This window comes from Streptomyces malaysiense, assembly GCF_000980885.2.
GTDB classification, from domain to species: Bacteria; Actinomycetota; Actinomycetes; order Streptomycetales; family Streptomycetaceae; genus Streptomyces; species Streptomyces malaysiense.
On the sequence record NZ_LBDA02000052.1, the window covers coordinates 101,112 to 124,693 of the forward strand.

A 23,582-nucleotide genomic window follows, 5' to 3' on the forward strand; every position below is an offset into this window, starting at 1 on the left:
CGAAAGCCGCAGGGACTCGTAGCGTGGGGGACGTCGTGGACTTCCAGGCAGGGCCGATCCGGGACGCCTCACGAGCTGGGGACTACGGACGCGTGATCGAACTGGCCCGCAAGGGACGGCAGATGACGCAGGCGGCTCTGGGACAGGCCCTGGGCATGTCCCAGTCGGCCGTCTCCCGTCTGGAGAAACGCGGCCAAGCCTCCTACAGCACCGACGTCCTGGCTGCGGCGGCTGCCCATCTTCAGATCCCGCCGGCGCTGGTGGGCCTTGCAGACGGGAGCACGGCGCAGGTTCAGGTGAGAGACGACGATCCCATGCACCGACGCACCGTCCTCGGTGGCGCGGTCGCCGCGATGGCAGCCCCCATCCTGGCCGCCGTGCCGGACACGCACGACACGATCGGCGGGCAGGCCGCCGCCCTCCGGTTGACCACGAGCTCCTACCGCAGACTCGATGGCACCACCCCGTCCCGTGACCTCGCCGACGCGGTGGAAGGCCATATCCGGCTCATCCAGACCATCACCCGCACCGCGACCGGCGATGCGGACCGGGCACGGCTGGCCGCCGTGGGCAGCGAGGCCGCCTCCTTCGCGGGCTGGCTCGCGTGGGACAAGGGCGACCACGGGTCGGCCCGCTCCTGGTACGGCGGAGCCGTCAAAGCCGCGCGCACTGCCCAGAACCCGCTCCTGACCGCGTACCAGATAGGCACGCTCGCCCAGTTCGAGGCACACGCCGGCAACGGCGTGGAAGCGCTGAACCTCGCCCGGCGCGCCCGGCGGATTCTGGGCGAGCAGCGCCCGGCCGTCGCCGACGCCTGGCTGCTGACCGTGGATGCCCTCGGGCACGCGGCAGTCGGCGACCGGCGCGGGGCGGACCGGGCCCTGGCCGAGTCCCGCACAGCCGCCGAGGCGCTGACCGCCGAGCAGGAACCGCCACCGTGGCCGTGGGTGTTCTCCTTCACTCCCGGCAAGGTGGCCGCCTGCCGCGTCACCTGCGGCGCACGCCTCGGGCTGCCCGAGTGGGTGCTCGCCGAGGACGTGGAAGCCCTCGCCACCGGACATGCGAAACAACGCGCGCTGCTCGTGCTCGACATCGCCGCCGGGCACCTCGCCGGCGGGCGGGTGGAGGCCGCGTTCGCTCTTGCTTCCCGCGCCCTTGAGGCCGGCCTGCAGTACCGGTCCGGGCGGATCGTGGAACACGCTCGTGCCCTGCGCCGTAGCCTCACCACCGCCTCGCCGCCCAGGGTGGTACGGGGTTTCGACGAGCGCCTGCACGGCGTCTACCTGTAGGAGGGGAACACCGCATGAGGGTGGGAATCACCGGGCACCGCGGACTGAGCACACCGGTCGAGGCACAGGTACGGGCGGTTGTGACCGAGTACGTCACGGCACACGACCCGAGCGACCTGGTCGGCGTCTCGTGCATCGCCGACGGCCCCGACTCCTGGTTCGCCGAAACCGTCCTGCACCACGGCGGCCGCCTCGAGGTCGTCATCCCGGCCGCCGAGTACCGCCAGGGCCTGCCCGACTGGCACCACCGGGTCTACGACCAGCTCATCGCCCGCGCAGCCGAAGTCCACCACACAGGCATGACCGAGTCGACCTCCGAAGCCCATCAGGCCGGATCCGAGATCCTCGTCGGCCTGGTCGACGAGCTGGTCGCGGTATGGGACGGGAAACCGGCCCGGGGTTACGGGGGCACCGCAGACGTGGTCGCCTACGCCGAACGGGCCGGCGTCTCGGTGCGGGTGCTGTGGCCCGAGGGCGCCAGCCGGGGGAGTGTCTAATTAACTAAATTGACACACCCGCCCAGGTCACCGGATGCGAGTAGGTGAGGGGGTTGAGGACGGGGGACGGCGGAGGCCGGGCCGGGCGGCACTCGGTGTGTCGCCCGCCCGCGCCGCCGGATGGGTCACAGCCACAGAAGACCGGCGCGGGTGGCGCTCCCGCTGACCGGCGATCAGGGCCGGTCGGCGGGAGTGCGGGTGATCAGCCGGCGCCTTCCTCGGCGGCGATCCGGGCCTGCACTTCGGCGCTGTCGGTGCCGGCGGCGCGCTTGCCGTAGCCGCGGTGGATGACCATGAGTTGGTTTTGCGTGCCGTTCTTGTCCCGGTAGACGACCACGGCTGGTCCGGCGCCGCTGGTGTGGCCGGGGAACTGCTGGTCGTCGGTCCAGGGGCTGCCGCTCTGATAGGTGGTCCACCACAGATTCTGGTCGGCACTGCCATGTCCGCGGTGGATGCAGAAGAGCTTGTTGTCGAAGACCGCCAGACCGGGCCCTTCCAGGCTGGAGTGTGCGCGGAACCGGTTGTCTGTGGTCCAGCCACCGCTGGTGGTGTAGGTGGTGTGCCACAGGGAGGTGTCGTTGCCGCTCCCGCGGTGGACCATGTGCAGCTTGCCGCCGTACACCGCCAGGGCCGGGTTCGAGGCTGTGGAGTGGGCGGGGAGCCGACGGTCTTCGGACCAGCGGTTGCCGTCGAAGGTGGTGTGCCACAGCTGGCTGTCAGAGCTGGCGCCCTTGTGGACGCAGTGCAGTTTCCCTTCGTACACCGCCAGGGCCGGGCCGACAGAGCTGGAGTGGGCGCCGAGCCGCGTGTCTTGGGACCAACCGTTGCCGTTGAAGGTGGTGTGCCACAGCTGGGTGTCGTTCCCGTGGCCCCGGTGGACGCAGTGCAGTTTCCCTTCGTATACGGCCAGAGCCGGGCCAGCAGCGCTGGAGTGGGCCGGGAACTGCTTGTCCTCGGACCAGCCCTTGTCCGGATCGAACTCGGTCCACCACAGCTGCTGGTCGCCGTTGCCGTGACCCCGGTGGACGACGATCAGACGGCCGTTGAACACCGCCGCCGCCGGGTTCGCGGCGCTGGCGTGGCCCGGGAACATGGTGTCCTCGTTCCACTGAAAGCGACCAGTATCCGGATTCCGGCCGAACACCGTCCACCACAAGTTGGGGTCCTCGGCGGGATTGACAGCGATCGGGATGAGCATCGTCGGTGAGACCCATGGCGAGACTAGCTTGCAGCCATACCCCCTCGACACCGCCTGCACCCAGACTTTCTGCGCCATGGCCGCCAGGGTGACCAGCGATGAGAGGGGCTCCTTGAGCACCTCACCGAGGGTGTCTGCGAGGAGGTCCTTGATCTCCAGGTACGCGTCCACCGCCGCCTGGTTCAGGTGAACCTCGAACCCCCACCACTTCGCCTTGAAGTCCACGGTGGCGCCCAGCGCCTCCAGCTCCTTGCGCGCGCGCTCCGCCCTCTCCGCCAACTCCGGCGGCGGCGTGTCGTAGAGCCCGCTGTTCTGCGGCGCGCTGTCCTGGGACTCGGTGGACTGATCGATGGCCATGAGTGTTCCTCTCCAGTGGCGTGTGTTGTACCGGCCTGCCCGGGCTCATGACTCCAAGATCCCGGCAGACCCAGGATGCACACAAAGAGCAGCTCGGCGACTGCATGGAGTCACCGATTGGCTCAGGAGGTGCGCAATCTGGTGGAAAACGACCATGAGTAGTCAAACGGGTAAAAGTGATCTGGTTGTCACCGGGCGCGGCCTGGAACGGCGGCGTACTCGCCGGCCACGTCGGTGTCCTCGCTTGGCGTCTGGCTCCGGCACCGCGCCGACACGCGGCCCCTTCCTGTCGAGGCGGTCCGCTCCCACTGGCTGCTCCCGACTGCCTCTGCCCCTGCCGGTGACCGAAGGAGTCGTCCAGCCCAGCGAATAGCGCGAGGTTGGAACACCGACTCTTCACCAGTGGTGTGATCGCGATGCAGGTGGGTGAGCACGATGTGCCGCACGTCCTGGGGCGCGTACCCGAGGCGGACGATTTGGCGCAGCGCGCTCTCCTCGGGGTTCAACTCGGGCTGGGCGTAGGCCACCCAGGCCGCACCCAGCGACTGGTCAGGGTGCTGTAGATCGGCGGTGCCGAGGCCGGTGTCGACCAGGACCAGCCCGTCCGAGTCCGTCTCGATGAGCAGGCAATGGCAGGCAACGGCCCGTTCGCGGTTCATGGCGACGTCCGGAAGTTCTTCGCCGAGTGGCACCGACGGCTGATCGGGACGGCCCGCTGGCGGACTGCCCGGACAGCGCCCTCGTTCCGCCGGGCCACGAACCGCGATGCCCTGTTGACGTCACCCTCGCTGCGCTGGGTGGTCGGTGGACGCCGTTGGCAGTCCGCGAGTTCCTACGCCGCGGCGAGGCCACATACTCCGAACTGTCCGGCGCCCTGCCCGCTCTCTCGGACAAGGTCCTCTCGGACCGGCTGGCCCAGTTGACCAGTGCAGGCGTCATCGAGCGCCACCGCACCCCGGGCTGGCCTCCCCGCGTCCGCTATATTCTGACCAGCCAGGGACGGGCGCTGGAACCAGTGGTGCGCAGCATGTGGGAGTGGGGCACGGCGCGACGGGACGCCCTTGGCTGATCGCCGGGCCCGTCGAACACGGCCTGAACCTCGCCAGCTCGCCGGTTCTTGCTCGCTGTGGCTCGGCGTCCCTGCGATCCGGTGCATGAATCCTGAGCTGCTGGAACGGATCACCGCGCGGCGCGCGGAACTGGACGAACTCGAAGAACATCTGGTCAAGCAGCTGGTGGAGGTACGGACCGAGCGGGACGAACTCGCCGTCGCCGAACACGTCCTTGAACGGGTGAGCGAACAGCTTGCCAACGAACGGGCCTCGGTCACGCCGACGCCCGGGCGGGTGGGCGGGAGAGCGGTGATGCTGATCCCGCACCGCACGTCAGGCGTAGAGGAGAGCACACTCCCGCCGGACTGCCAGCGCATTCTCGCCTCCGTGCGGCAGGCCGCCGGACCGGTCATGGCCCGGCAGGTCGGCGACGCGCTGGGGACCGACGTCAGCGTGCGGGCCGAGCCGGAACCGCTACGCGGAATACTGGTCAGACTCGTCGATCGCGGCTGGCTGCGAAAGCTTCCCGACGGCCGGTTCACCACCTGCCTGTGACCAGGGACGCCGGAGTACGCGACCCCGTGGTCGTCACCGGCTTCACAGCCACCCGCGCTCACAAGCTCAGCCCCGGCCAGAAGACCGCCAACCGCGTCCTCGCCACCGGACGCGCTCCCGTCGAACACGGCTTTGCCCACCTCAAGAACTGGCGGACCCTCACCAGACTCCGCACCGACCCCGCCCGCGCCACCCACCTCCTGCGCGCCCTTCTCGTCCTGTCGAACCTTGAAGTCAATTGCTGACCGACGATTTACTCCACAGACAGCCGCTCCGGACCAGCGTGAGCATCCCCGAAGACTGTCACACCAGCGATTTGACCTGCGCCTTCAGGCTGGTGAGGGCTCAGTGTGTGCGGATCAGCGGGCGATCGAGATGGCGAAGGGCGCGAATCCGCTGGACCGGATCACGTGCGGGACGAACAGTATCGCGGCCTCCGTGGCGCGGGCGGTGCGGATACCGCCGAGATCGGTGATCCATTCCTCGTGCCAGCCGAGGCCGGTGAGCAGTTCACGGACGGTCTGCTTGGCCTGCGGGTCGTCGCCGGAGAGGAACGCGGTCGGTGTCCGGGTGAGCGTGGCCGGCGCGGTCATCACCGGGAAGAGCATGGTGTTGAGCGTCTTGACGACGCGCGTTCCGGGAAGCGCTTCCTGGAGTTGCTCGGCGAGGCTCGAGCCGGGGTAGAGCAGGTCGACCGGCAGGCCGTCCGGTCCGTCGACGGTGGCGTTGGAGACGTCGACGAGGATCTTGTCGCGCAGTTCCGCGCGCAGGGCGGCGAGCCGTTCCAGGGAGCCGGCTCCCGGGGTGGCGTTGATGACGATCCGGGCTGTGCGGGCGGCGTCGGCGGCGGCGCCCGGCGTGCGGTCCGCCACCCTCACCTGGTGTCCCGCCCGGGTGAGGGCGGTGGCCAGACCGCCGCCGACGCGGCCGTTTCCGAGAACTGCGATCGTGGTCATGATGATCTGGTCCTTCCGTGTGCGTTGGTGGTGGTCAGCGTGAGAGCGTGGCGACGGCCGCGGCGTGGACGCCGGGCGCGGCGGCCAGGAAGCTCTCGCTCTGTGGGGTCCAGGGGCGGCCCTGGGCGTCGGAGATCTGTCCGCCGGCCTCGGTGACGAGCAGCGCCCCGGGAAGCAGGTCCGCGCGGGCGCCGGCGAACTGCCAGAAGGCGTCGATCCGGCCTGCGGCCACGTTCAGCAGGTGCAGGGTCGCGGGCACGGAGGTGCGGACGACGAGCGTGTCGAAGAGCATGGCGGTGATCGAGGAGCCGACGCGGCGCACGACCTCCTCGTCCTCGTCGGGCCGGGCCTGGCTGGTGGCCACGATGCTCAGGCCGAGGTCCGTGGTCCGGGAGACGTGCAGCGGCCGGCCGTCGAGGTGGGCGCCCGCGCCGGTGAGCGCGGTGTAGGTCTCGCCGGTCAACGGCAGGTGGACCGCGGTGAGCACGGGCTGGTTGTCGCGCACGAGCGTGGCGGTCACCGCCCACTCCGGCAGGGCGTGCAGGTGGTTGACGTTGCCCTCGGCCGGGTCCACGACCCACCATTCGCCGGGCGGCAGAGCCCCGCCGTCCAGTTCGTCCTCCACCCAGCCGGCGTCCGGGCGCAGGCGCGTGAGGCGGGGGCGCAGGATGGCGAGGGCCGTGTCGTCGTTGGCGGCGAGCGCGCGCATCAGCTCTTCGCGGGTCTGGTGGCGGACGACCTCCCCGAAGCGCTCGCGCAGTGCGGATCCGGCCGCGCGCACGGCGGTCGCACTCTGGCCGAGCACGTCGGCGTCGGAGGCGGCGACGTCAGTGGTCCGCAGCGTTTCGGACATGGCGAACTCCCTTTTGTGGAGGATGCGGTGGGGTTTTCGGGGCCGGACTTCGTGCTCTGTCCGGCGCTCCGGTCTCGAAGCTATACAGCCCCACGATTAACTTCAAATGCATGTAAAGCACGGCTAGGATTACTCGCATGCAATTGGATTTGAACCTGCTGGCCGCGCTCGACGCGCTGCTGGAGGAGGGCAGCGTGGCCGGGGCGGCTGCGCGCCTGCATGTCACCGCACCCGCGATGAGCCGGAGTCTGGGCCGGATCCGGCGCACGACCGGGGACCAGATCCTGGTACGCACCGGGCGGACGATGACTCCGACGCCGTACGCGATCGCCGTCCGGGAACAGGTGCACGAACTGCTGCACCAGGTCCGGCAAGTGCTGGCACCGAGCCGTGAACTCGACCTGGCGACAATGGAGCGCACTTTCACGCTCCGCTGGCACGACTCCCTCGTCGCCCTGGGCGGCCCCGCGCTGCTCGCGGCCGTGCGCGCGCAGGCGCCGGGCGTGCGACTGCGCTTCGTCGCGGAATCGAGCCTCGACACACCCGAGTTGCGGCGCGGCGAGGTGGACCTGGAGGCGAACGCCAACCGCCCGAGCGCGCCGGACATCCGCGCCGAGAGCGTCGGCGAGACCCGCCTCGTCATCGCGGTCAGGCAGGGCCACCCCCTCACCCGGGGCAGGGCCGTCACCGCGGAGCGGTACGCCGCCGCCGAGCACGTCACCGTCTCCCGGCGCGGCAACCTCGGCAACGCCATCGACGACGCCCTCGCGCGGCTCGGCCTCACCCGCCGCGTGGTGGCGACCGCGCCCACGGAAGCGGCCGCGATGGAGTTCGCGCGCGACTCAGATCTCCTGATCAGCGTCCCCGAAGCCACCACGCGGTCGGCGGCCGCCGACCGCGGCCTGGTCGTGCTCCCCCTCCCGCTCGAACTGCCGTCGGCGCCGGTGTACCTGTCATGGCATCAGCGATACGACACCGACCACGCCCACGCCTGGTTGCGCGGGCTGGCGCGAACCGCGCTGGCCACGGCCGGAGTGTCGTCGTAGCCGGCGCCGTCCGGCCTCCTCGCCCCTTCAACGTCAGCAGCGGCTTGTCCGCGCGGGTCCAGGCTGTGGCTGCGTAGAGGCCGGGTCCGAGCTTGTGGATGAGCCCGGTGCCGGCCCGTCGGGACAGTTGCCGACCTCGGGGAACAGGCACATCGCGAGCAGGAAGTACCTCCCGACCCGGGGCGGCAGATCGCGCAGCCGCCGCTGCACCGTCCGCGTCTCTGCCGGCACCGCGGCCACGAGCTCGAACGGCACCGCGGCCACGAGCTCGAACGGCACCACGGCGGTCGGCTCTCCCAAGTGGCCGTGGGCGAACAGGCCCGCGGCCACGGTCACCGTACGGGTGATGGCCGTCAGTCCTTCATCGACGTGCCTCACCGCCCAGCAGCCGCTCGCTGAGATCGGTCAGGAGCCTCGCCAGGTCGGCGTACTGTTCCGGATCCCAGTCACCGAGCAGTTCGGCGAGGCCCTGGCGGCAGGCGTGCGCGAGTTCGGCTGCCGCGTCGCGGCCCTTGTCGGTGAGAACCAGCAGGTTGTTCTCCATCACCGCGAGTCGGCGGTCGCGGAGCTGGTTCACGGCGGCTTCCATGGCCTCCTCCGTCACCACGCTCCCCGCTGCCAGGCTCGACGGTTCGACGTGAGCCTGCTGGGACGACCGCAGCAGGAGCCAGCACGCCGCGGGAGCGAGGCCGAGCCCGGATGCCTCCGCGATCCGCTGGTGGAGGCTTCTTTGCGCCTGACGGCTGCCGAGTACCGACAGGCTCCGCTCGATCTCCTCCAGTGAGGTCCGTTCCACTGGTGCGCTCCCCAGCGTCTGGCTCACGTCGGGCACCGTCACGGCGGGCTTGACCGGCCGTTCCCTGAGCAACCAGGAGCAGATGAAGACGACCGCTCCCAGCAGGACGGCACCCAGGAACGCCTCGGTGATGGACATCGTGTAGCTGTGGAGGAGGGCCGGGTTGTCCCGGATCACAGCCGGGTCGAAGCCAGGGGGGATGTCCTGCTGGGCGATGCCCACGTCCGCGATGTGGGCGCCCAGCCGGATGGTGAACACGGCGCCGACACCTGCCACGCCGATCACCTGGCCCGCACTGCGGAAGTAGGTGACGCCGGCGACAGTGACACCGATCTGCGTGTAGTCGACCGCGTTCTCCGCGGCCAGGACCAGGACGGGCAGCGTCATGCCGATGCCGAGGCCGAGAAGGAGGAAGGAGCTGACCAGCCACAAGTCACCAGTGCGGGTGCTGAACTGATGCATGCCCAGCGAGCCGATGGTGAGCAGCGCGGTGCCCATGACCAGGTAGGGCTTGCAGCGGCCGGTGCGGCTGACCAGCTTCCCGCTCACCACGGCTCCGGTCGTGTACCCGACGATTGTCGGGAGCAGATAGATGCCTGCGCCCAGCGGACCGACGCCACGGATGAACTGCAGGAAGACCGGGAGGTATGTAGTCGCGGCCGACCTGGCGACGCCGATGAGGAAAGCCATCAGCGCCATGAGGCTGAAGACAGGGTTGCCGAACAGGCCGAGAGGCATCACCGGCTCGGCCGCTCGGCGCTCGACGGAGACGAAGAGCGCGACCAGCAGCGCGACGATCAGCACCAGCATCATCACCTGCCATGCCTTCCATCTTCCGGTTTGGGCGCCGGCGGCGAGTGAGATCGCCAGGACCACGAGGGAGGTGAGAGCGGCGAGGGCGAAGCTGCCCGCGTAGTCGATGCTGTGGGGGACACGGCGGGACTTGTCGCGACGCAGCGTCACAAGCAACGCGCAGAGTGCTCCCGCGGCGATCAACCCGTTGACGTAGAACAGCCAGCGCCATGAGGCGTACTGGGAGAGCGCTCCTCCCAGCAGAGGACCGGCACCACTGGCAGCGGCGTACAGCCCGCTGACCGTCCCCTGGTAGCGTCCCCGGTCGCGTGGCTCCACGAGATCACCGATGAGTGCCAGTGCCAGCACCAGCAAGCCGCCGCTTCCCACCCCCTGCAGCAGGCGGAAGATGATCAGCTCCGACATGTCCTGCGCGGCCCCGCACAGGAACGAACCCGTCAGAAAGACGGCGAGGCAGATCTGGAGGACCCGCAACCGGCCGTACATGTCGCTGAGCTTGCCCCAGAACGGGCCTGCGACGGTGACAGCCAGCAGGCTGCCCGTCACCACCCACGGCAGATCCGCGACCGCTCCGAGGTCGTCCACGATCTTGGGCAAGGCCGTCGACACACTCGTCTGGTCGAGTGCCGCGAGAGCAGCGACAAGCTGCACCATGACGATCTCGAACCGCAGGGGGAGGCGGTGCACACCGGCCGGACGAACCACCCCGGGTCCCTCGGCCTCGCTGCTCGGCATACTAGGGCCTCCGAAGAGCGCTGGTGCTGTCGTGTCAGCCCGCTGGTGAGCCGCGCTCGGGGATGATCACGGCAAGGGCCTGTGATCGCCGTCGTACAAGGGCCACCGCTACCTGGTGGAGATCATCGTGCACTCCGGGCGGCTGTACTTCCGCTTCCCACGCGGTAAAGGAGTTGATCAACTCATCACCATCGGCCCCGAGGCCACCGGCTCACGTCGACAACGCCCCGACGAACCGTCGCGGAAGATCGACGTCAGTGCCGGGCCGAGGCGGCATCCCCTCGGCGGCGGCGAGCAGCACCAGAAGTGGGAAAGACGGGAGCAACGAATCGGGTGCGGCGATGTCGGATGGGTGCGGCTCGGTTTGAGGGACGGTGACCGTGAGGAGTGTCGCGTCCCGGTGGTCCGGTAGGTCCATGGGTGGTGCGGAGGTTGGGCCCCGGGCGGGGTGGGGCCGTCATGGCAGGAGGCTGCCGGTGGCGAAGGGGAGCACGGCTCCGCCGGCGATGCCCAGCGCGAGGGAGACGGCGGCTGAGGCGTAGGCGGTGGCGGCGGCCCAGCGGCCGAGGACGGTCTGGGTGTCGGCCGGTGCGGGGGCGGTGGGGGTGAAGAGGGGAGCGAGCCAGCGCAGGTAGTAGAAGAGGGAGGCGACGGTGTTGGCGACGGCGAGGGCGGCGAGCCAGGTGTAGCCGCCGTCGATGGCGGCGCTGAAGATCTCCAGCTTGCCGAGGAAGACACCGGTCGGCGGGGTGCCCACCAGGCCGAGGAGGCAGACGAGCAGGACGGCGGCGAGAGCGGGGCGGCGGCGGGAGAGGCCGCGGTAGTCGTCGAGGGTTCGGGCGTGCGGGAGTTCGGTGACGACGGCGAAGGCGCCGAGGTTGGTGGCGGCGTAGGCGGCCAGGTAGAACAGCAGGCTCTTTTGGGCGAGGTCGCTGCGGGTGGCGACGGCCAGGGCCATGAGGAGGTAGCCGACCTGGCTGATGGTGGAATAGGCGAGCAGGCGTTTGACGGAGGTCTGGAAGAACGCGGCGAGGTTGCCGAGGGTCATGGTGGCGGCGGCCAGGATCGCCAGGAGGAGCGGCCAGTTGACGCCGCTGGCGGGTAGTGCCTGGTGGAGCAGGCGGTAGCCGGCGATGAGCGCGCCGGTCTTGGGCAGGGTGGTGACGTAGGCAGCGACGGGGGTGGGTGCGCCGTCGGTGACGTCGGGGACCCAGAAGTGCGCGGGGACGGCGCCGGCTTTGAACAGCAGCCCGACCAGTACGGCGACCAGGCCGACGGCGACCAGGCCGTAGGGTGCTGCGGGCAGGGCGGTGCGCAGGGCGCGGTAGACAGTGGTGTGGCCGGCGCCGTAGAGCAGGGCCGCGCCGGCGAGCATGGTTGTGCCGAGCAGGGCGCCCATCAGGTAGTACTTCAGGGCCGCTTCCGTGCCGCGGGCGTCCTTGGCGAAGGCGGCCAGGGCATAGGCGGGGATGGACGCGAGCAGGTACGCGGCGAACAGCATCAGCAGGTCGTTCGCACCGATGAGGGCGAGGGTGCCGGCGCCGGTCAGCAGGAGCAGGACCCAGTACTCGGTTTCGCGTTTGTGGCCGCGCACGGTCTCCACCGACATGGCGATGACCAGCAGCAGCGCGCCGAGAACGATGAGGCGACCTGCGTCGGTGGCGACGTCCACGGCGAACTGGCCGAAGAAGACCGTCTGTTCGCGGTCCGTGGCCATCGTGACCGCGGTCGCGACCAGACCCGCGGCGCATGCCACGGCCGCCAGGGCGGCGATCAGCCACTGGCGGCGGCGCGGCAGCCAGGAACCGGCGAGCAGCCCGATCACGGCCGCGCCGGCCAGGGACAGTTCGGGGATGAGAGCGGTGAGGTTCTGGTTCACCTGGCCACCAGCCCGATGACGGTGTGACCGGCGGGTTCGATGACGTCCAGCAGCCACCGCGGTGCGACGCCGATGACGAGTGCGACGGCCAGCAGTGCCACCGTGGACATCGCTTCGCTGCCCTTCAGGTCGGCGATGCCACGGGTGGCGATGGTACGCGGCAGCCGGGGGACGCCGAGGAACATGCCGCGCAGCGCCCGCAGGAACAGGGCGGCGGTGATCAGGATGCCGGTCACCGCGATGGCGGTGGCCACGGTCTGGGAGGCGAGGGAGCCGGTGAAGATCTGGAACTCGGCGATGAACCCGGAGAAGCCGGGGATGCCGAGGGAGGCGAAGGCGGCCACTGCGGTGACGGCGGCGAAGCGTGGGGTGTGGGCGGCCAGGCCGGAGTAGGCGTCGATGGCGTAGGTGCGGCCGCGGTCGTACAGGACACCGGTGAGCAGGAACAGAGCACCGGTGATCAGGCCGTGGCTGACCATCTGGGTGACGGCACCGGTCACCGCCAGGGAGCGGGTCTGGGCGTCGCTGCCGGCGAGGGTGCCGGCGGCGCCGACGGCGAGGATGATGTATCCCATGTGGTTGACCGACGTATAGGCGATCATGCGTTTGAAGTCGGTCTGGGCGAGGGCGACCAGTGCGCCGTAGACGACGGAGACGGCGCCGACGACGACGATGGCCAGGGCGTAGCGACGCCAGCTGCCGGGCAGCAGGGGCATGGCGATGCGGACGAACCCGTAGGTGCCCATCTTCAGCAGGACGCCGGCCAGGATCGCCGAGCCGGCGGCGGGGGCGTCGGTGTGGGCGGGCGGCAGCCAGGTGTGGAAGGGCACGGTCGGCGTTTTGACCGCCAGTCCCACGCCGATGGCCAGCAGCACCAGGCCGGCATAGAGTCCTCGCCCGGCCAGCGGGTCGGCGCGGGTGAGGTCGACGATGTCGAAGGTGTGCGGGTCCGCGGCCAGATACAGGCCGATGAAGCCGAGCAGCAGGGCGAGGGAGCCGATGAAGGTGTAGAGGAAGAACTTCAGCGCTGCTGCGCGGGCGCGTTCGCCGTGGCCCCAGCCGGCGATGACGAAGAACATGCCGACGATGGAGAGGTCGAAGAAGACGAAGAACAGGATCAGGTCCAGGGCGACGAACAGGCCCAGGCTGACGGTCTGCAGGAACAGGAACAGGCACACGTACGAACGCACCCGGCGCCGCTCGCGCAGCGAGAACACGGCGACGGCCAGGAACAACAGGCAGCTCAGCGCGACCAGGGGCAGGGAGAGCCCGTCGACACCGACGTGGTAGCCGACCCCGGCGCTGGGAATCCAGCGCACCCGCTGCTGGTACTGGAGGCCGCCGCGGGAGTCGAACGACGCCCACAAGGCGATCACGAGCGCCAGATCGGCGGTCGCGGTGGCGATCCACACCCGGCCGCAGGCACGGTCCGACAGCGCGCGTGAGGGCAGGAGCAGCAGCGCCGTGCACACGGCCAGCGGGAGGAAGACGACGACACTCAGCACAGGGGGTCACCTCACCAACAGCACGATCAGGATCAGCGCGCAGAAGCCGACAGCGGCTTGGGCGTAGTACTGGTGCACCAGCCCGGTCTGCGGGCGGCGCGCCCACCGCCCGAGACCGCGCGCCCCGGAGGCGACAGCGCCGACGGCGGCGTCGATGCCGCCGTCGTCCAGGCGGCGTGCGAACCGGGCGGCGGCAAGGCCGGCTCGGGCCGACTGCCGGACCGCGCCGTCCACGACCCGGTCGTCGAAGACGGCCAGGGCACGGGCCAGGGCCGGCACCGGACCGGCGACGAGCAGACGCGCGCCCCGCTCCAGGCCGAGCCAGCCCTTCGCCCAGCGCGCCACGGCCCCGGGTACGGGGGCAGGACGGGAGGAGTACCTCCAGGCCCACGTGGCGGCGGCGAGCGCCACGCCGGCCGACAGACCCAGCTCCCACGCCGTGGGCGACGGCTCGGCGGGGGTGCCGACCAGATGCCTGACCCAGGAGGCGGGACCGGGGAGAGCCAGGACGCCCAGCACCGCCGCGAGCCCCGTCAGCGCCCACAGAGGGAAGGACACGGGGCGCGGGACACGGCGGGTGCCGTGCCCCTCGGTGTCATACCCCGCCTCCGCGTCGGTGGGCAGGGGCCGGGTGACGTACCACAGGGCCTTGACGCTGTAGACGGCCGACACGGCCGCGGCGGCCAGCCCGACGGCGTACAGGCCGGAGTTCTCGGCGCGGGCGGCGGCGAGGACCTCGTCCTTGGCCGCCCACAGCGACAGCGGCGGCAGCCCCGCCAGCGTCAGGGTGCCGACGGCGAAGGCGGCGCCGACCATGCGGTAGCGGCGGGCGGCGCCGCGCAGGGCGGGCAGTTGCTTGGTGCCCAGCGCGGTCAGCCACGCCCCGGCGGCCAGGAACAGTGCCGACTTCGTGGCGGCGTGCGCGACGAGCTGGGTGAGGCCGCCGGCCACGCCGCCGCTTCCGGCCGCCAGGACCATGAACCCGATCTGCGCCGAGGTGGAGGCCGCGAGCAGTTGTTTCAGGTCGCTCTGGGCGATGGCCACGATCCCCAGGGCAAGCGCGGTGAGCGCGCCGGTCCAGGCCACGAGCGGGCCTGCCCATGTGGCGGCGGCCAGCAGCGGGTGCAGCCGCAGCAGCAGGTAGGCGCCGGCGGCGACCATGGTCGCCGAGTGCAGCAGCGCCGAGACCGGGCTCGGGCCCAGCATGGCCCTGGACAGCCAGAAGGAGAACGGCAACTGCGCGGACTTGCCCAGCGCCGCGGCCACGGCTCCCGCGGTGACCACGTTCAGCCACGGCGGGGCCGCGTGCGGCAGCGCGTCCAGGCGCAGCGACCCGATGCCGCCCGCGAGCGCGGCCCCGGCCGCGAGGTACAGGCCGAGGTCGGCGGTCCGCGTGGTGAGGAAGGCGACGTCGGCCGCGCGCACCCGTTCCGGCTGCTGCCACCAGTAGCCGATCAGCGCCCAGCTGGTGGCGCCCATGGCCTCCCAGGCCATCAGCAGCAGCGGCAGCGTGGTCGCCGTGACGGTGACGAACATGGCTCCGGCGAAGAGCAGCATCAGTCCGAAGAACCGACCCCGGTTCTCGCCTTGGCCGAACTCCCCGGTGGAGAACAGCACCACTCCCAGGGTGACCGCGGCGACGGTGATCACCATGACGGCGGACAGGCCGTCCACCGCGAGCCCTGCTCGCATCCCGGTGAACAGCGGCGCGCTCGCCTCGGGTCGTGCGACCGCGGCGGTCACGGCCAGGCCCAGCGTCGCCAGGGCCGCCGCCACCGCGAGGAGGGGGGCCGGCCGGTTGGCGCTTCGGCCCGCGAGGCAGAGGGCGGCCCCTGTGCCCAGGGGCACGGAGATCAGCGGCCACAGCAGCACGTTCACCCTTTCAGGCACTCGGCCATGTCGGTCATGTCGACCTGCCGGGCCCGGTAGATCGCCGTGGTGACGGCGAAGCCCATGGCCATTTCCACCGCCATCGCCACCACAGCGGCCACGACGATCACCTGCCCGCTCGGTGCGTCGGGGGCGAGGAAGTGCCAGAAGCACGCGGCGGCGACGATGATCCCGCCGATCATCAGCTCGATCCCCATCATGATCATCACAATGGACTGCTGGGACAGTGCGCCGAACAGGCCGATGCAGAACAGACCGGCGGCCAGTACCAGGATCAGCTCGAAGGTCATCGGCCCACCCCTCCGCCGGCCGGGTCGTTCGCGGGCCGCTGGTCGAGCCCGTCGCCGAAGCGGTCGTAGCGGCCTCGGTGGGTGGCCAGCACGGTGGCCCCGACCATGGTGGCCAGCAGCACGAACCCCAGCGTCACCATGGTCAGCATCTGGCGACCCATCAGCGACATGCCGACCTGGAAGGTGGTGTCCTTCGGCCGGGCACCGGTCCTGCGTGGCCAGGACACGCCGAAGATGCCGACGACCAGGGCGGCGAACGCGACCGCGCTGATGACCAGGGAGCCGCGCTTGTTGTGCAGCATCGACATCGGCATCAGACCGGCCGGATTCATCATGTAGGCGATCATGAACACGGCCATGATCACCATCTCCATGACCATCATCAGCACGATCACCACTCCCAGATACGGCAGCCCCAGCACGGTCACCATGCCACCGGCGCAGGCCAGGGACGCCAGCAGCGAGAAGGTGACGCGGGCCATCGAGTCGAGGGTGAACACCAGCACGCCGCCGGTCAGGGCGAGCGCGCCCAGCACCCCCAGCAGCAGGAGGTCGGTCGTAGTCATGGTGTGATCCCCTCGCTCGTCATCGGTTCAGGTCCACCAGGGCCGGGACGAGCACCTGCACGATCGTCAGCGGAATGAGCACCACCCAGGCGAACTCCACATACCGGTCGGCCCGGATCATCGGCAGCCGCCGCAGCGCCAGCACCAGCGCGGCCAGCACCAGCAGCGTCTTGACCGCCTGCCAGGCCCAGGCCGGCATCCCCGGACCGGCGCCGCCGCCCAGGAACAGCGGTACGGCCATCGCCGCCCCCGCGGCCAGCCACAGCCACCGCCCGGCCCGCAACACCAACCGGTCCGCCCCGGAGGTCTCGCTCATCACCCCGCCGGCGAGGTCGCGGCCGGCCGGGTAGGCGAACGGCCCGAGAAAGCTGAAGGCGAGCACCCCGGCCAGGTAGACGATGAACGCGACCGGCATCCACACCGCGTACCACAGGCCCTGCTGGGAGGTGGCGATGTCGCCCACCCGCAGGGACTGCGCCCCGGTCGCGGCCGAGATCAGCGCGAACATCAGCGGCAGTTCGTAGGCCAGCCCCTGGGCCAGGAACCGGTAGCCGCCGACCAGGGGGAAGGCCGCGTCGGGGCCCCACCCGGCCAGCCACAGCCCGGCCCAGGTCAGCACCTCCATGGCGTTGAACCACACCACCCCGACCGACAGGTCGGCCACCGTCACGCCACCGAACGGGATCACCAGCGTGGACAGCACCGCCGCCACCGGCACGGTGATCACACCGGCCCGCCACAGGAGCACATCCGGGGCCGGCAGGCGGCGCGGCTGTGCCAGCAGCGCCCGCGGCACACCGGTAAACGGCCGCACCATGGCGGCAGGGCCGACGGGCCGGCCCGCGTCCCGGGCCGCGAGCACCGCATGGCCGGCCGCCGCCAGCCCGGCCAGCGCGAGCAGCATCGCGGGTGCCGCCAGCAGCGTCCACCACGCCCCTGCCTCAGTCATGGGCCCCCACCGTGCCTCGTGCCGCGGCGAGTTCGTCCGGGTCCGGGTCGAGGCTGGCCACGATGAGGCGGGCGGCGGCCAGTTCCGCACCCGTCAGCAGATTCGGCAGCAGCGCGATCAGGGCGGCCGACGGCGGGTCATCGTCCCTCCAGCAGCCGCGGGGGCTTTCGTCCACCGCCGGTCGAAGCGGTGACGGCCCCTCCAGCCGCCCCACATCGCGGCGGATGTCGGCAAGCCACTGCCGGTATCGATCGGTCACGTCCCCGCCGGCCCGCGCCGCCGGCCCGCTCACCCCGGCCTCGCGCGCCTCTTCCGTACTCACCTGGCCGATCCCGCGGGTCATCCAGGCCAACGTCCGCGACCGGCCGACCCGGCGGGCGAAACGCTCCAGCCGGGGCGCGACCGACGCGCCGGGCGCGCCGTCGAGCAGGTCGTCGCGCAGCCGCTTCGCCACGATCGCCTCGGCGGGCCAGCCGGCCACCGACAGCAGCCGGGCCAGACTGTCCAGGTGCGCGGCCGCCCGCCGCCGGGCCGCCTCACCCACACCCACCGGCTCACCCGCCGCGGCACGCAGCCACGGCTGCACCCAGAACGCTTCCCTTCCCGTGATGTCGGACCACGGCGGCTCCTCGACCTCGGCTTCCCGCACGACATCGCCCTGCAACGTCACACGGACGGTCAGTCCGGCCGGCCAGTCGGCAAGCAACGGCCCCAACGGCACGTGCAGCTGGTCGAGCGTCAGGCCGTCACGGTCCTCACCCTGGTCGGCCATCGGCAGTCCGCCCGGCATCTCCATGCCACCGCCGCCGTGACCGCCGTGCCCCTCGTGACCGCCGTGCCCCTCGTGACCGCCGTGCCCCTCGTGGCCGGCGTGGCCCCGGCCGGTCCCGCCGTTGCCGCCGTCGTGGCCCTCAGGGCCGTCGTGGTGGTCCTGAGGGCCGGCCTGGCTGTCCCCGTGCCGCGCTTCTGCGGCATGGTGATGGTCGCCGTCCCCGTCGTCGTGCGAACCGCCGTTGCCGGCGTGCCCCTCGCCGTGGTCTTCACCACCGCGAGGCTCCTGGTGGTGCGGGCCGCCGGCATCGCCGCCCCGTGTCGTCCTGCCGGGTTCTTCGGCCCGCGGACGCTGATCAGCGCGCGAGCCGAGGCGGGCCTGTCCGGTCTCCAGCGCGGGCTCGACACCACCGGCGCCGGGGGCGTGGACGAGGGCGCGGGGCGCCGGCAGGTCCTGCCACAGCCGGTTCACCGCCGCACGCAGGTCCGGGCAGTCCGGCCCGGCGACGAGCAGCACATCCGCCTGCGCCGGGGTGGCGGCCAGCGGCCAGTCCCGCAGCCGCAGCACGCGCTCGGCTTCCAGCCGGGCAGCCGTTCCACCCGGCAGAGTGGCCAGCAGCACATGAGGCCGGGCGGCGGCGGCGCGCAGGACGAGGCCGGTCACGTCCACCGCAGCGCACCCTCCCGCCAGGCATGGACGACCCCGGCCAGCAGAACCCCCAGGAAGACGAACATCTCGATCACTGCGCCGGGCCCCACGGCGGGGATCACCCGCGTCCACGGATACATGAACACCATCTCCATGTCGAAGGCCAGGAACAGCATCGTCACGGTGTACCAGCGCACGTGGAAGCGGCTCACCGCGTGCTCGACCGGCTCCAGCCCCGACCCGAACGGCGCTGCGGCCACCGGGTCAGCGGACAGGCGCAACGCCCAGGCCGCCCCGTAGACGCCGGCGACGGCCAACGCGGCCACTCCCAGCAGCGACAGCGCCGCCGTGCTGCCGCTCATCCCGTCTCACCGCCCTGACAGGCAACCGGAAGACACCCTTGGTCTCGCCCGGTGGAAAGCCCACGGCGCAGCGCATCATCGGTGGTGGCGGCCTGGGCGGCCATCTCCGTGCTCCTCTCTGCCGGCGTCCGGCCGGTCACGGACCCCCGGGGGCATGCGCAACCAGGAGCCGGCTGGATGTTCCCTGTGAGGATTGCGGCTCCGGGCCGCCGACAGGGGCGTGGCGCGCCGCAGGCCGGAGAAGGTTTCCGCTGTGGACCGACTCGGCGCGGATCGGTTCGTACACGAGGGATGACCTCCGGCTCTCCGACAGGAAGCCGTCCTGGCTCGGATTTGACACGAAGCTGTCTCTGGTCGTGGACGGCGGCCGGCCGGGGGAAGCCGATGTCCTCGAGCCCGTGCACGTCGATGGCGTGGAGCGAGCCGTGGCGTCCCTGTGCATCGGCATCGCACGGTGGTACCGGATGGAAGTCGCGGATCCACCCGAGGTGCTCGGCGAGGACTACGCCGACTTCGCCCCGTGGATGGCGGGCGCGGTACGGGACGCGGGGGGCCGGCGCACGAGGGCCGGAGGTCACTTCGGCCGAGCCGCGCACCGAGGGGCCGGAGGGCGGAAACGGCGAGTCCGTGAACACCGAGGAGATAGTGGCGGGGCGTCGGCCCGGCGGTCTGCCTGCCCGATGGCGTCCCGGACACGCCGACCGGTGGTGTCCCATGGGCCCTCGGACGTGACGTCCGTCCGATCCGACGGGAACCGGCCGGCGGCTGGGCCCCGGAGAGGACCCGGCCCCGAGCGGTTCGACAGGTGTCCGGTCAGCCGCGCAGGACCTGGACCGCGGCTCCCGGCCGCTCGCCGAAGCCGGGGCCGCGGCCCGGAAGTTGCCGATCGCCCGCTCGGCGAAGTCGTCGCGCGGCCCTGTGGCGGTGAAGCCCGCCAGGCTGTCGATCGGACGGCCCTGCTCGGCCTCGGACATCAGGCGGAACAGGTCGCCGGCGGTGTGCTCGTCCCACTCCGCGCCGGTCTCCGCGCCGGCCTCGGCCTCGACGGGTTCCTGGAGCGTCCGCTCCGCCGCCGGGCGGACGAGTCCGCGACCCTCCGATGAAGGCGGTGACTCCTATGGGCGGAGCAGGTCACCCCGGGACAGTGCGACCACGCACCCCCTGGTTGAACCGGCTGTTCACCAGGGGGCGGTGCGGGGCGCGGCATCTGGGGTCGTGTCAGCCGACGCATCCGGTGACGATGACGGGGCTGCCGTCGCAGTTGGTGGGGATGTTGTGCCGGATCTCCGACTGGTTCACCGTGAACTGGGTGCCGGTGTACACGCCGCCCGGTGCCGTGGTGGAGGCGTTGTAGTTCACCCTGCTGTGGTCGAGCGTCACCGCACCGCCGGCGCTGTAGATGCCGCCGCCCTGTGAACTGCCCCCACCGTTCGCGCTGTTGCGCTCGACCGAGCTGTCCCGCAACACCAGGGTGCCGGTGTTCCAGATCCCGCCGCCCGCGCCGTTGGCGTCTCCGGCGACGTTGCCTGAGACCTCGGTCCTGGTGAGGGTCAGCGAGGCCCCGTTCCAGATCCCGCCGCCGTCCGAACCTGTGGTGGTGTTGTTGATGATCTTGCTGTCGATGAACTGGACGGTGCCGCCGTCGATGTCGATGGCACCGCCTTCGGTGCCCGTGGCGTTGTTCTTCAGCGTCGTGTTGCGGTGGACCGAGTCACCTGCGTCGTGATCGATCGCCCCACCGAAACTGCGGGCGAGGTTGCGGTCGAACTCGACCCCGTCGGTGGTGACGGTACCGTCCGACTGCAGGCCTCCGCCCGTGTTGCCCGCGTTGTTGAAGGTGAACTCGCTGCGGGTGATGTATGCCGTGGCTCCTGGCTTGACGTTGACGCCGCCTCCGTTGTTGTTGGCGTGGTTGTTGTCGAGGGTGACCTTGTTGAGCTGCAGCTTGCCGGAGCTGTCGACGAGGATGCCTCCGCCGTCGTCGACCGCGTTGCCGCCGCGGACCGTGACGCAGTCGAGCCGGAGGTCGCCAGTGGCGGTGACGTGGAAGATGCGGAAGGCAGCCGCCGTCGCCCCGTCACGGACGATGGTGGCGTCCTGGCCCTCGATGGTGAGCTGCCTGTCCACGGGCGGCAGCCCGTCCTGGCCGGCGTAGGCCGAGGTCAGGTGGTAGGTGCAGTGGCGGGCGAGGACGAGCGTGGAACCGGTCGGCGCGGTGGCGATCGCGGTGGTCAGGGCCGTGGTGTCGCACGCCACCGGGATACCCGATCCTCCCGCGACGGCCGGTACCGCACCGACGCCGTTGACCACGATCGTGGCCAGGGCGGCGATGCCGGACAGTGTCGTGTATCGCATGACTCTCCTCGAAGCGCAGGGGGCCGTCGGAGCACGTACGAATCCCTCGCCCGTGCCGCGGACACTGGGAGCAAAGCCGCCCCCCGCGCCCCTGCCCGCGCGCCGCAAGGCCTCCTCACCCGGACGCCGCAGCGGATTCAGTCGAGAGGCCGCATCATCGTCCGACCGGCCTGCAGGACGACACGTGCCAAGCCCCGGGCGATCGTGACCGACGAGCGGCTCCTCCTCATGGAGGGGCTCCGGACCGCGAACCGGCTCTCGTTCCGGGCGACCGCCTCGCGAGGCCCCCACCCGACGGGGCGGCCTGGACCGCACCCGACGGATCGTTCATGAACCGCGCGCACCGAAATCACGAGCGGGATCGGGCCAAAGGGAGAAGTACCGGACTTTCTCCGTGAGTTCCGACGCGGAGATAGCCACTGCCCGAGAGCCGCCATTACAGTCCAGCCGGTCCATCAAGTTCACCTCTGCAGATGCGTTCGAGGTCGGCCCGACGGCAGCGGAGTGACTGGTTCCGTCGCCGTGCCGCTCGGCCCGCGGCACGGCCCGGTCAGGAAACCGTTCCGGTGCGGGCGGCTCCGCGCCCGCGTGGGACGAGCGGGCGCGCCTCCCGAAACGTCCACTGAAGGAGTGCCGATGTCCCCGAGGAACACTGCCGCGCGCGGTCGGTTCCGCAGATCCCATGCCCTGAGTGCTGCTCTGCTGTTAGCCCTGGCGGCGCCGTGCCTCGCCGCGGTGCCCGCGAACGCGTCAACAACGGGCACCTCGGCCTTCGACGACATGGGGCTGGACCACGTCGCCGTCTCGGGTCTGCACAACGCCTACGAGAAGGACAAGTCCGACCAGCTCACCAAAGAACTCGACAAGGGTGCCCACCTGCTGGAGATCGACGTCTACAGCACCTACGGCGGCACCGGCGGATGGATCGTCAGCCACTCCGACCCGCTGTTCAACAGCAACAACTGCACCTACACCGTGGGGTCCGGAATCTTCAAGAGGACCATGAAGAACGGCAGTCTGCGGACCTGCCTGGACAACCTCAAGGACTGGAGCGACGACCACCCCGGCCACGATCCCGTCTACATCAAGCTCGAACTGAAGTGGGGCTTTCGCAGCAACGCCGGCATGGGGCCCGACGACCTCGACTCGCTCATCAGGAACCACCTCGGCCAGAACAAGATATTCAAGCCTGCCGACATGATGGGCACGCGATACCCCGACCTCGACACCGCGGCGAAGGCGGACGCCTGGCCGACCTGGAACCAACTGCGCGGGAAGTTCGTGTTCTTCCCCATCACCGGCACCATCGAGAACAAGCTCTCCGGTTACGGCCTGGACCACCTCTCCACCGCCGAGGAGTACGCGCGGCACGTGCGCAACCTCGCCGAGGCCGGCAAGGCCGACGAGGCCATGATGTGGCCCGAGATGGAGCCTTCGGCCGGCGGGGACCCCCGTACGGTCTGGGACCCCTCACTCCGCCCGTGGTTCGTCGTGTTCGACCACCAGGCCACCAAGTGGCTGGACGGGTCCTACGACCTCTCCTGGTACTGCCGGAACCACTATCTGACCGTCGAGACCGCGGCCGAGAACGTCTCCCCGGCTCTGGACGACACCGACCCGGATCCGGCAGCCGCCGCCGACCGGGTCCGGTACCTCGCCGAGGCGGGCCACTCCAGTGCCACGACCTTCGACTGGATGAACGCCCCCGGCGCCTTCGAGGTGCACTCCCGTAACTGTTGACCCCAGCAGGCGCGTTGGGTGCGGATCCAGCCAGGGTTCCGAGCAGCACGATCGGGTTCTCGCCCCGCGGAGCAGACCCGACCCGGTCCGTCCGCCAGCCACCGCTCATGGGCCGAGCCTGCTCATGAGCGATCACGGCGTGCTCTTCGCGGCCCACCGTCCCCACTCGCTTCACGGACCGACCACGTGAGGCGACGAGCGGCCCCGGCCGAATCCGAAGATCCCCCGCGGAGTGGCTCTCCCGGCCCTCTCGGCGCGTCACAGGGCGGTCGCGAGTTCCGGAGGGGCGTACGGCTGGTCGGGTGTCGAGCGGTCGGAGTGCGTGGCGGAGCGGGCACGGGCTTCAGGCGGCGGCGCGCTCCGTCGCCGGCCACGATTCGGGCGCCCGCCGGGGGCCGTCGGCGGTGACGCCCTGGACCGTGCGGCACGGTGCCTCCCTGGCCGACCGGCACCGTGCCGCCGCCCCGCCCGCCGCGCCC

General features: G+C 71.0%; 22 protein-coding genes. 7 read left to right on the plus strand and 15 right to left on the minus strand.

Annotated elements, in window-relative coordinates; translation table 11 throughout:
• Positions 1-23 precede the first annotated feature (23 nt).
• Together VT52_RS21825 and VT52_RS21830 are read left to right on the plus strand one after the other, a co-directional pair.
• Complete coding sequence (locus VT52_RS21825; RefSeq protein ID WP_240509842.1) at positions 24-1,289, plus strand: helix-turn-helix domain-containing protein; 1,266 nt, start codon at positions 24-26, stop codon at positions 1,287-1,289.
• A 14-nt stretch (positions 1,290-1,303) separates the two neighbouring features.
• Positions 1,304-1,786, plus strand: coding sequence for a hypothetical protein (locus VT52_RS21830; protein ID WP_107481399.1), 483 nt, complete (start codon positions 1,304-1,306; stop codon positions 1,784-1,786).
• 202 nt (positions 1,787-1,988) lie between these two features.
• On the opposite strand, the gene VT52_RS21835 is transcribed toward VT52_RS21830, so the two are convergent.
• Positions 1,989-3,341: a DUF8189 domain-containing protein gene (locus VT52_RS21835; RefSeq protein WP_071387593.1), complete on the minus strand. Its 1,353-nt coding sequence runs from the start codon at positions 3,339-3,341 to the stop codon at positions 1,989-1,991.
• A gap of 188 nt (positions 3,342-3,529) precedes the next feature.
• Positions 3,530-4,000, minus strand: coding sequence for an MBL fold metallo-hydrolase (locus VT52_RS21840; protein WP_071387594.1), 471 nt, complete (start codon positions 3,998-4,000; stop codon positions 3,530-3,532).
• Positions 4,001-4,026: 26 nt separating this feature from the next.
• On the opposite strand from VT52_RS21840, the gene VT52_RS21845 reads away from it, so the two are divergent.
• The 3 genes from VT52_RS21845 (at position 4,027) to VT52_RS21855 (ending at position 5,193) form a co-directional block, all read left to right on the plus strand.
• Positions 4,027-4,410 (plus strand): winged helix-turn-helix transcriptional regulator, encoded by a 384-nt coding sequence (locus VT52_RS21845; protein ID WP_079175189.1) that lies wholly within the window; start codon positions 4,027-4,029, stop codon positions 4,408-4,410.
• Between the two features lie 85 nt (positions 4,411-4,495).
• Positions 4,496-4,948 carry a hypothetical protein gene (locus VT52_RS21850; RefSeq protein ID WP_206306583.1) on the plus strand — a complete coding sequence of 151 codons (453 nt, stop codon included), beginning with the start codon at positions 4,496-4,498 and terminating at the stop codon, positions 4,946-4,948.
• Positions 4,945-5,193 (plus strand): transposase family protein, encoded by a 249-nt coding sequence (locus tag VT52_RS21855; RefSeq protein ID WP_240509844.1) that lies wholly within the window; start codon positions 4,945-4,947, stop codon positions 5,191-5,193. The genes VT52_RS21850 and VT52_RS21855 overlap by 4 nt, the downstream gene beginning before the upstream one ends.
• Before the next feature lie 114 nt (positions 5,194-5,307).
• On the opposite strand, the gene VT52_RS21860 is transcribed toward VT52_RS21855, so the two are convergent.
• Complete coding sequence (locus VT52_RS21860) at positions 5,308-5,904, minus strand: NADPH-dependent F420 reductase (protein WP_071387596.1); 597 nt, start codon at positions 5,902-5,904, stop codon at positions 5,308-5,310.
• Positions 5,905-5,938: 34 nt separating this feature from the next.
• Positions 5,939-6,757: a 3'(2'),5'-bisphosphate nucleotidase CysQ gene (locus VT52_RS21865; protein ID WP_071387597.1), complete on the minus strand. Its 819-nt coding sequence runs from the start codon at positions 6,755-6,757 to the stop codon at positions 5,939-5,941.
• A gap of 137 nt (positions 6,758-6,894) precedes the next feature.
• On the opposite strand from VT52_RS21865, the gene VT52_RS21870 reads away from it, so the two are divergent.
• On the plus strand, positions 6,895-7,803 hold the full coding sequence (locus VT52_RS21870) for a LysR family transcriptional regulator (RefSeq protein ID WP_071387598.1): 909 nt from the start codon (positions 6,895-6,897) through the stop codon (positions 7,801-7,803).
• Between the two features lie 33 nt (positions 7,804-7,836).
• Here the strand turns inward: VT52_RS21870 and VT52_RS38915 are convergent, their stop codons facing one another.
• From VT52_RS38915 to VT52_RS21925, 11 genes are all read right to left on the minus strand, one after another.
• On the minus strand, positions 7,837-8,181 hold the full coding sequence (locus VT52_RS38915) for a transposase domain-containing protein (protein WP_338059197.1): 345 nt from the start codon (positions 8,179-8,181) through the stop codon (positions 7,837-7,839).
• Positions 8,165-10,147, minus strand: a complete 1,983-nt coding sequence (locus tag VT52_RS21880; RefSeq protein WP_071387600.1) for an MDR family MFS transporter — start codon at positions 10,145-10,147, stop codon at positions 8,165-8,167. Before VT52_RS21880 ends, VT52_RS38915 begins: the two co-directional genes overlap by 17 nt.
• A gap of 457 nt (positions 10,148-10,604) precedes the next feature.
• Complete coding sequence (locus VT52_RS21885) at positions 10,605-12,026, minus strand: NADH-quinone oxidoreductase subunit N (protein WP_071387601.1); 1,422 nt, start codon at positions 12,024-12,026, stop codon at positions 10,605-10,607.
• Entirely contained in the window at positions 12,023-13,531 is a 1,509-nt protein-coding gene (locus VT52_RS21890) for a complex I subunit 4 family protein (protein WP_071387602.1), read from the minus strand. The genes VT52_RS21885 and VT52_RS21890 overlap by 4 nt, the downstream gene beginning before the upstream one ends.
• Positions 13,532-13,537: 6 nt before the next feature.
• A complete protein-coding gene (locus VT52_RS21895; protein WP_071387603.1) occupies positions 13,538-15,409 on the minus strand; it encodes an NADH-quinone oxidoreductase subunit 5 family protein in 1,872 nt (623 codons plus the stop codon).
• Positions 15,406-15,711, minus strand: coding sequence for an NADH-quinone oxidoreductase subunit NuoK (locus VT52_RS21900; protein WP_071387604.1), 306 nt, complete (start codon positions 15,709-15,711; stop codon positions 15,406-15,408). The genes VT52_RS21895 and VT52_RS21900 overlap by 4 nt, the downstream gene beginning before the upstream one ends.
• Entirely contained in the window at positions 15,708-16,277 is a 570-nt protein-coding gene (locus VT52_RS21905) for an NADH-quinone oxidoreductase subunit J (protein WP_071387605.1), read from the minus strand. Before VT52_RS21905 ends, VT52_RS21900 begins: the two co-directional genes overlap by 4 nt.
• A gap of 19 nt (positions 16,278-16,296) precedes the next feature.
• Positions 16,297-17,226: an NADH-quinone oxidoreductase subunit H gene (locus VT52_RS21910; RefSeq protein WP_071387606.1), complete on the minus strand. Its 930-nt coding sequence runs from the start codon at positions 17,224-17,226 to the stop codon at positions 16,297-16,299.
• Complete coding sequence (locus VT52_RS21915; RefSeq protein ID WP_071387607.1) at positions 17,219-18,667, minus strand: hypothetical protein; 1,449 nt, start codon at positions 18,665-18,667, stop codon at positions 17,219-17,221. Before VT52_RS21915 ends, VT52_RS21910 begins: the two co-directional genes overlap by 8 nt.
• On the minus strand, positions 18,658-19,008 hold the full coding sequence (locus tag VT52_RS21920; protein ID WP_071387608.1) for an NADH-quinone oxidoreductase subunit A: 351 nt from the start codon (positions 19,006-19,008) through the stop codon (positions 18,658-18,660). The genes VT52_RS21915 and VT52_RS21920 overlap by 10 nt, the downstream gene beginning before the upstream one ends.
• Before the next feature lie 1,218 nt (positions 19,009-20,226).
• Positions 20,227-21,363 (minus strand): hypothetical protein, encoded by a 1,137-nt coding sequence (locus tag VT52_RS21925; RefSeq protein WP_071387609.1) that lies wholly within the window; start codon positions 21,361-21,363, stop codon positions 20,227-20,229.
• A 735-nt stretch (positions 21,364-22,098) separates the two neighbouring features.
• Between VT52_RS21925 and VT52_RS21930 the strand changes: the two genes are divergently transcribed.
• The gene (locus tag VT52_RS21930) at positions 22,099-23,103 is read left to right on the plus strand and encodes a Ca2+-dependent phosphoinositide-specific phospholipase C (RefSeq protein WP_167377724.1); all 1,005 of its coding nucleotides are present in this window, start codon (positions 22,099-22,101) and stop codon (positions 23,101-23,103) included.
• Positions 23,104-23,582 lie beyond the last annotated feature (479 nt).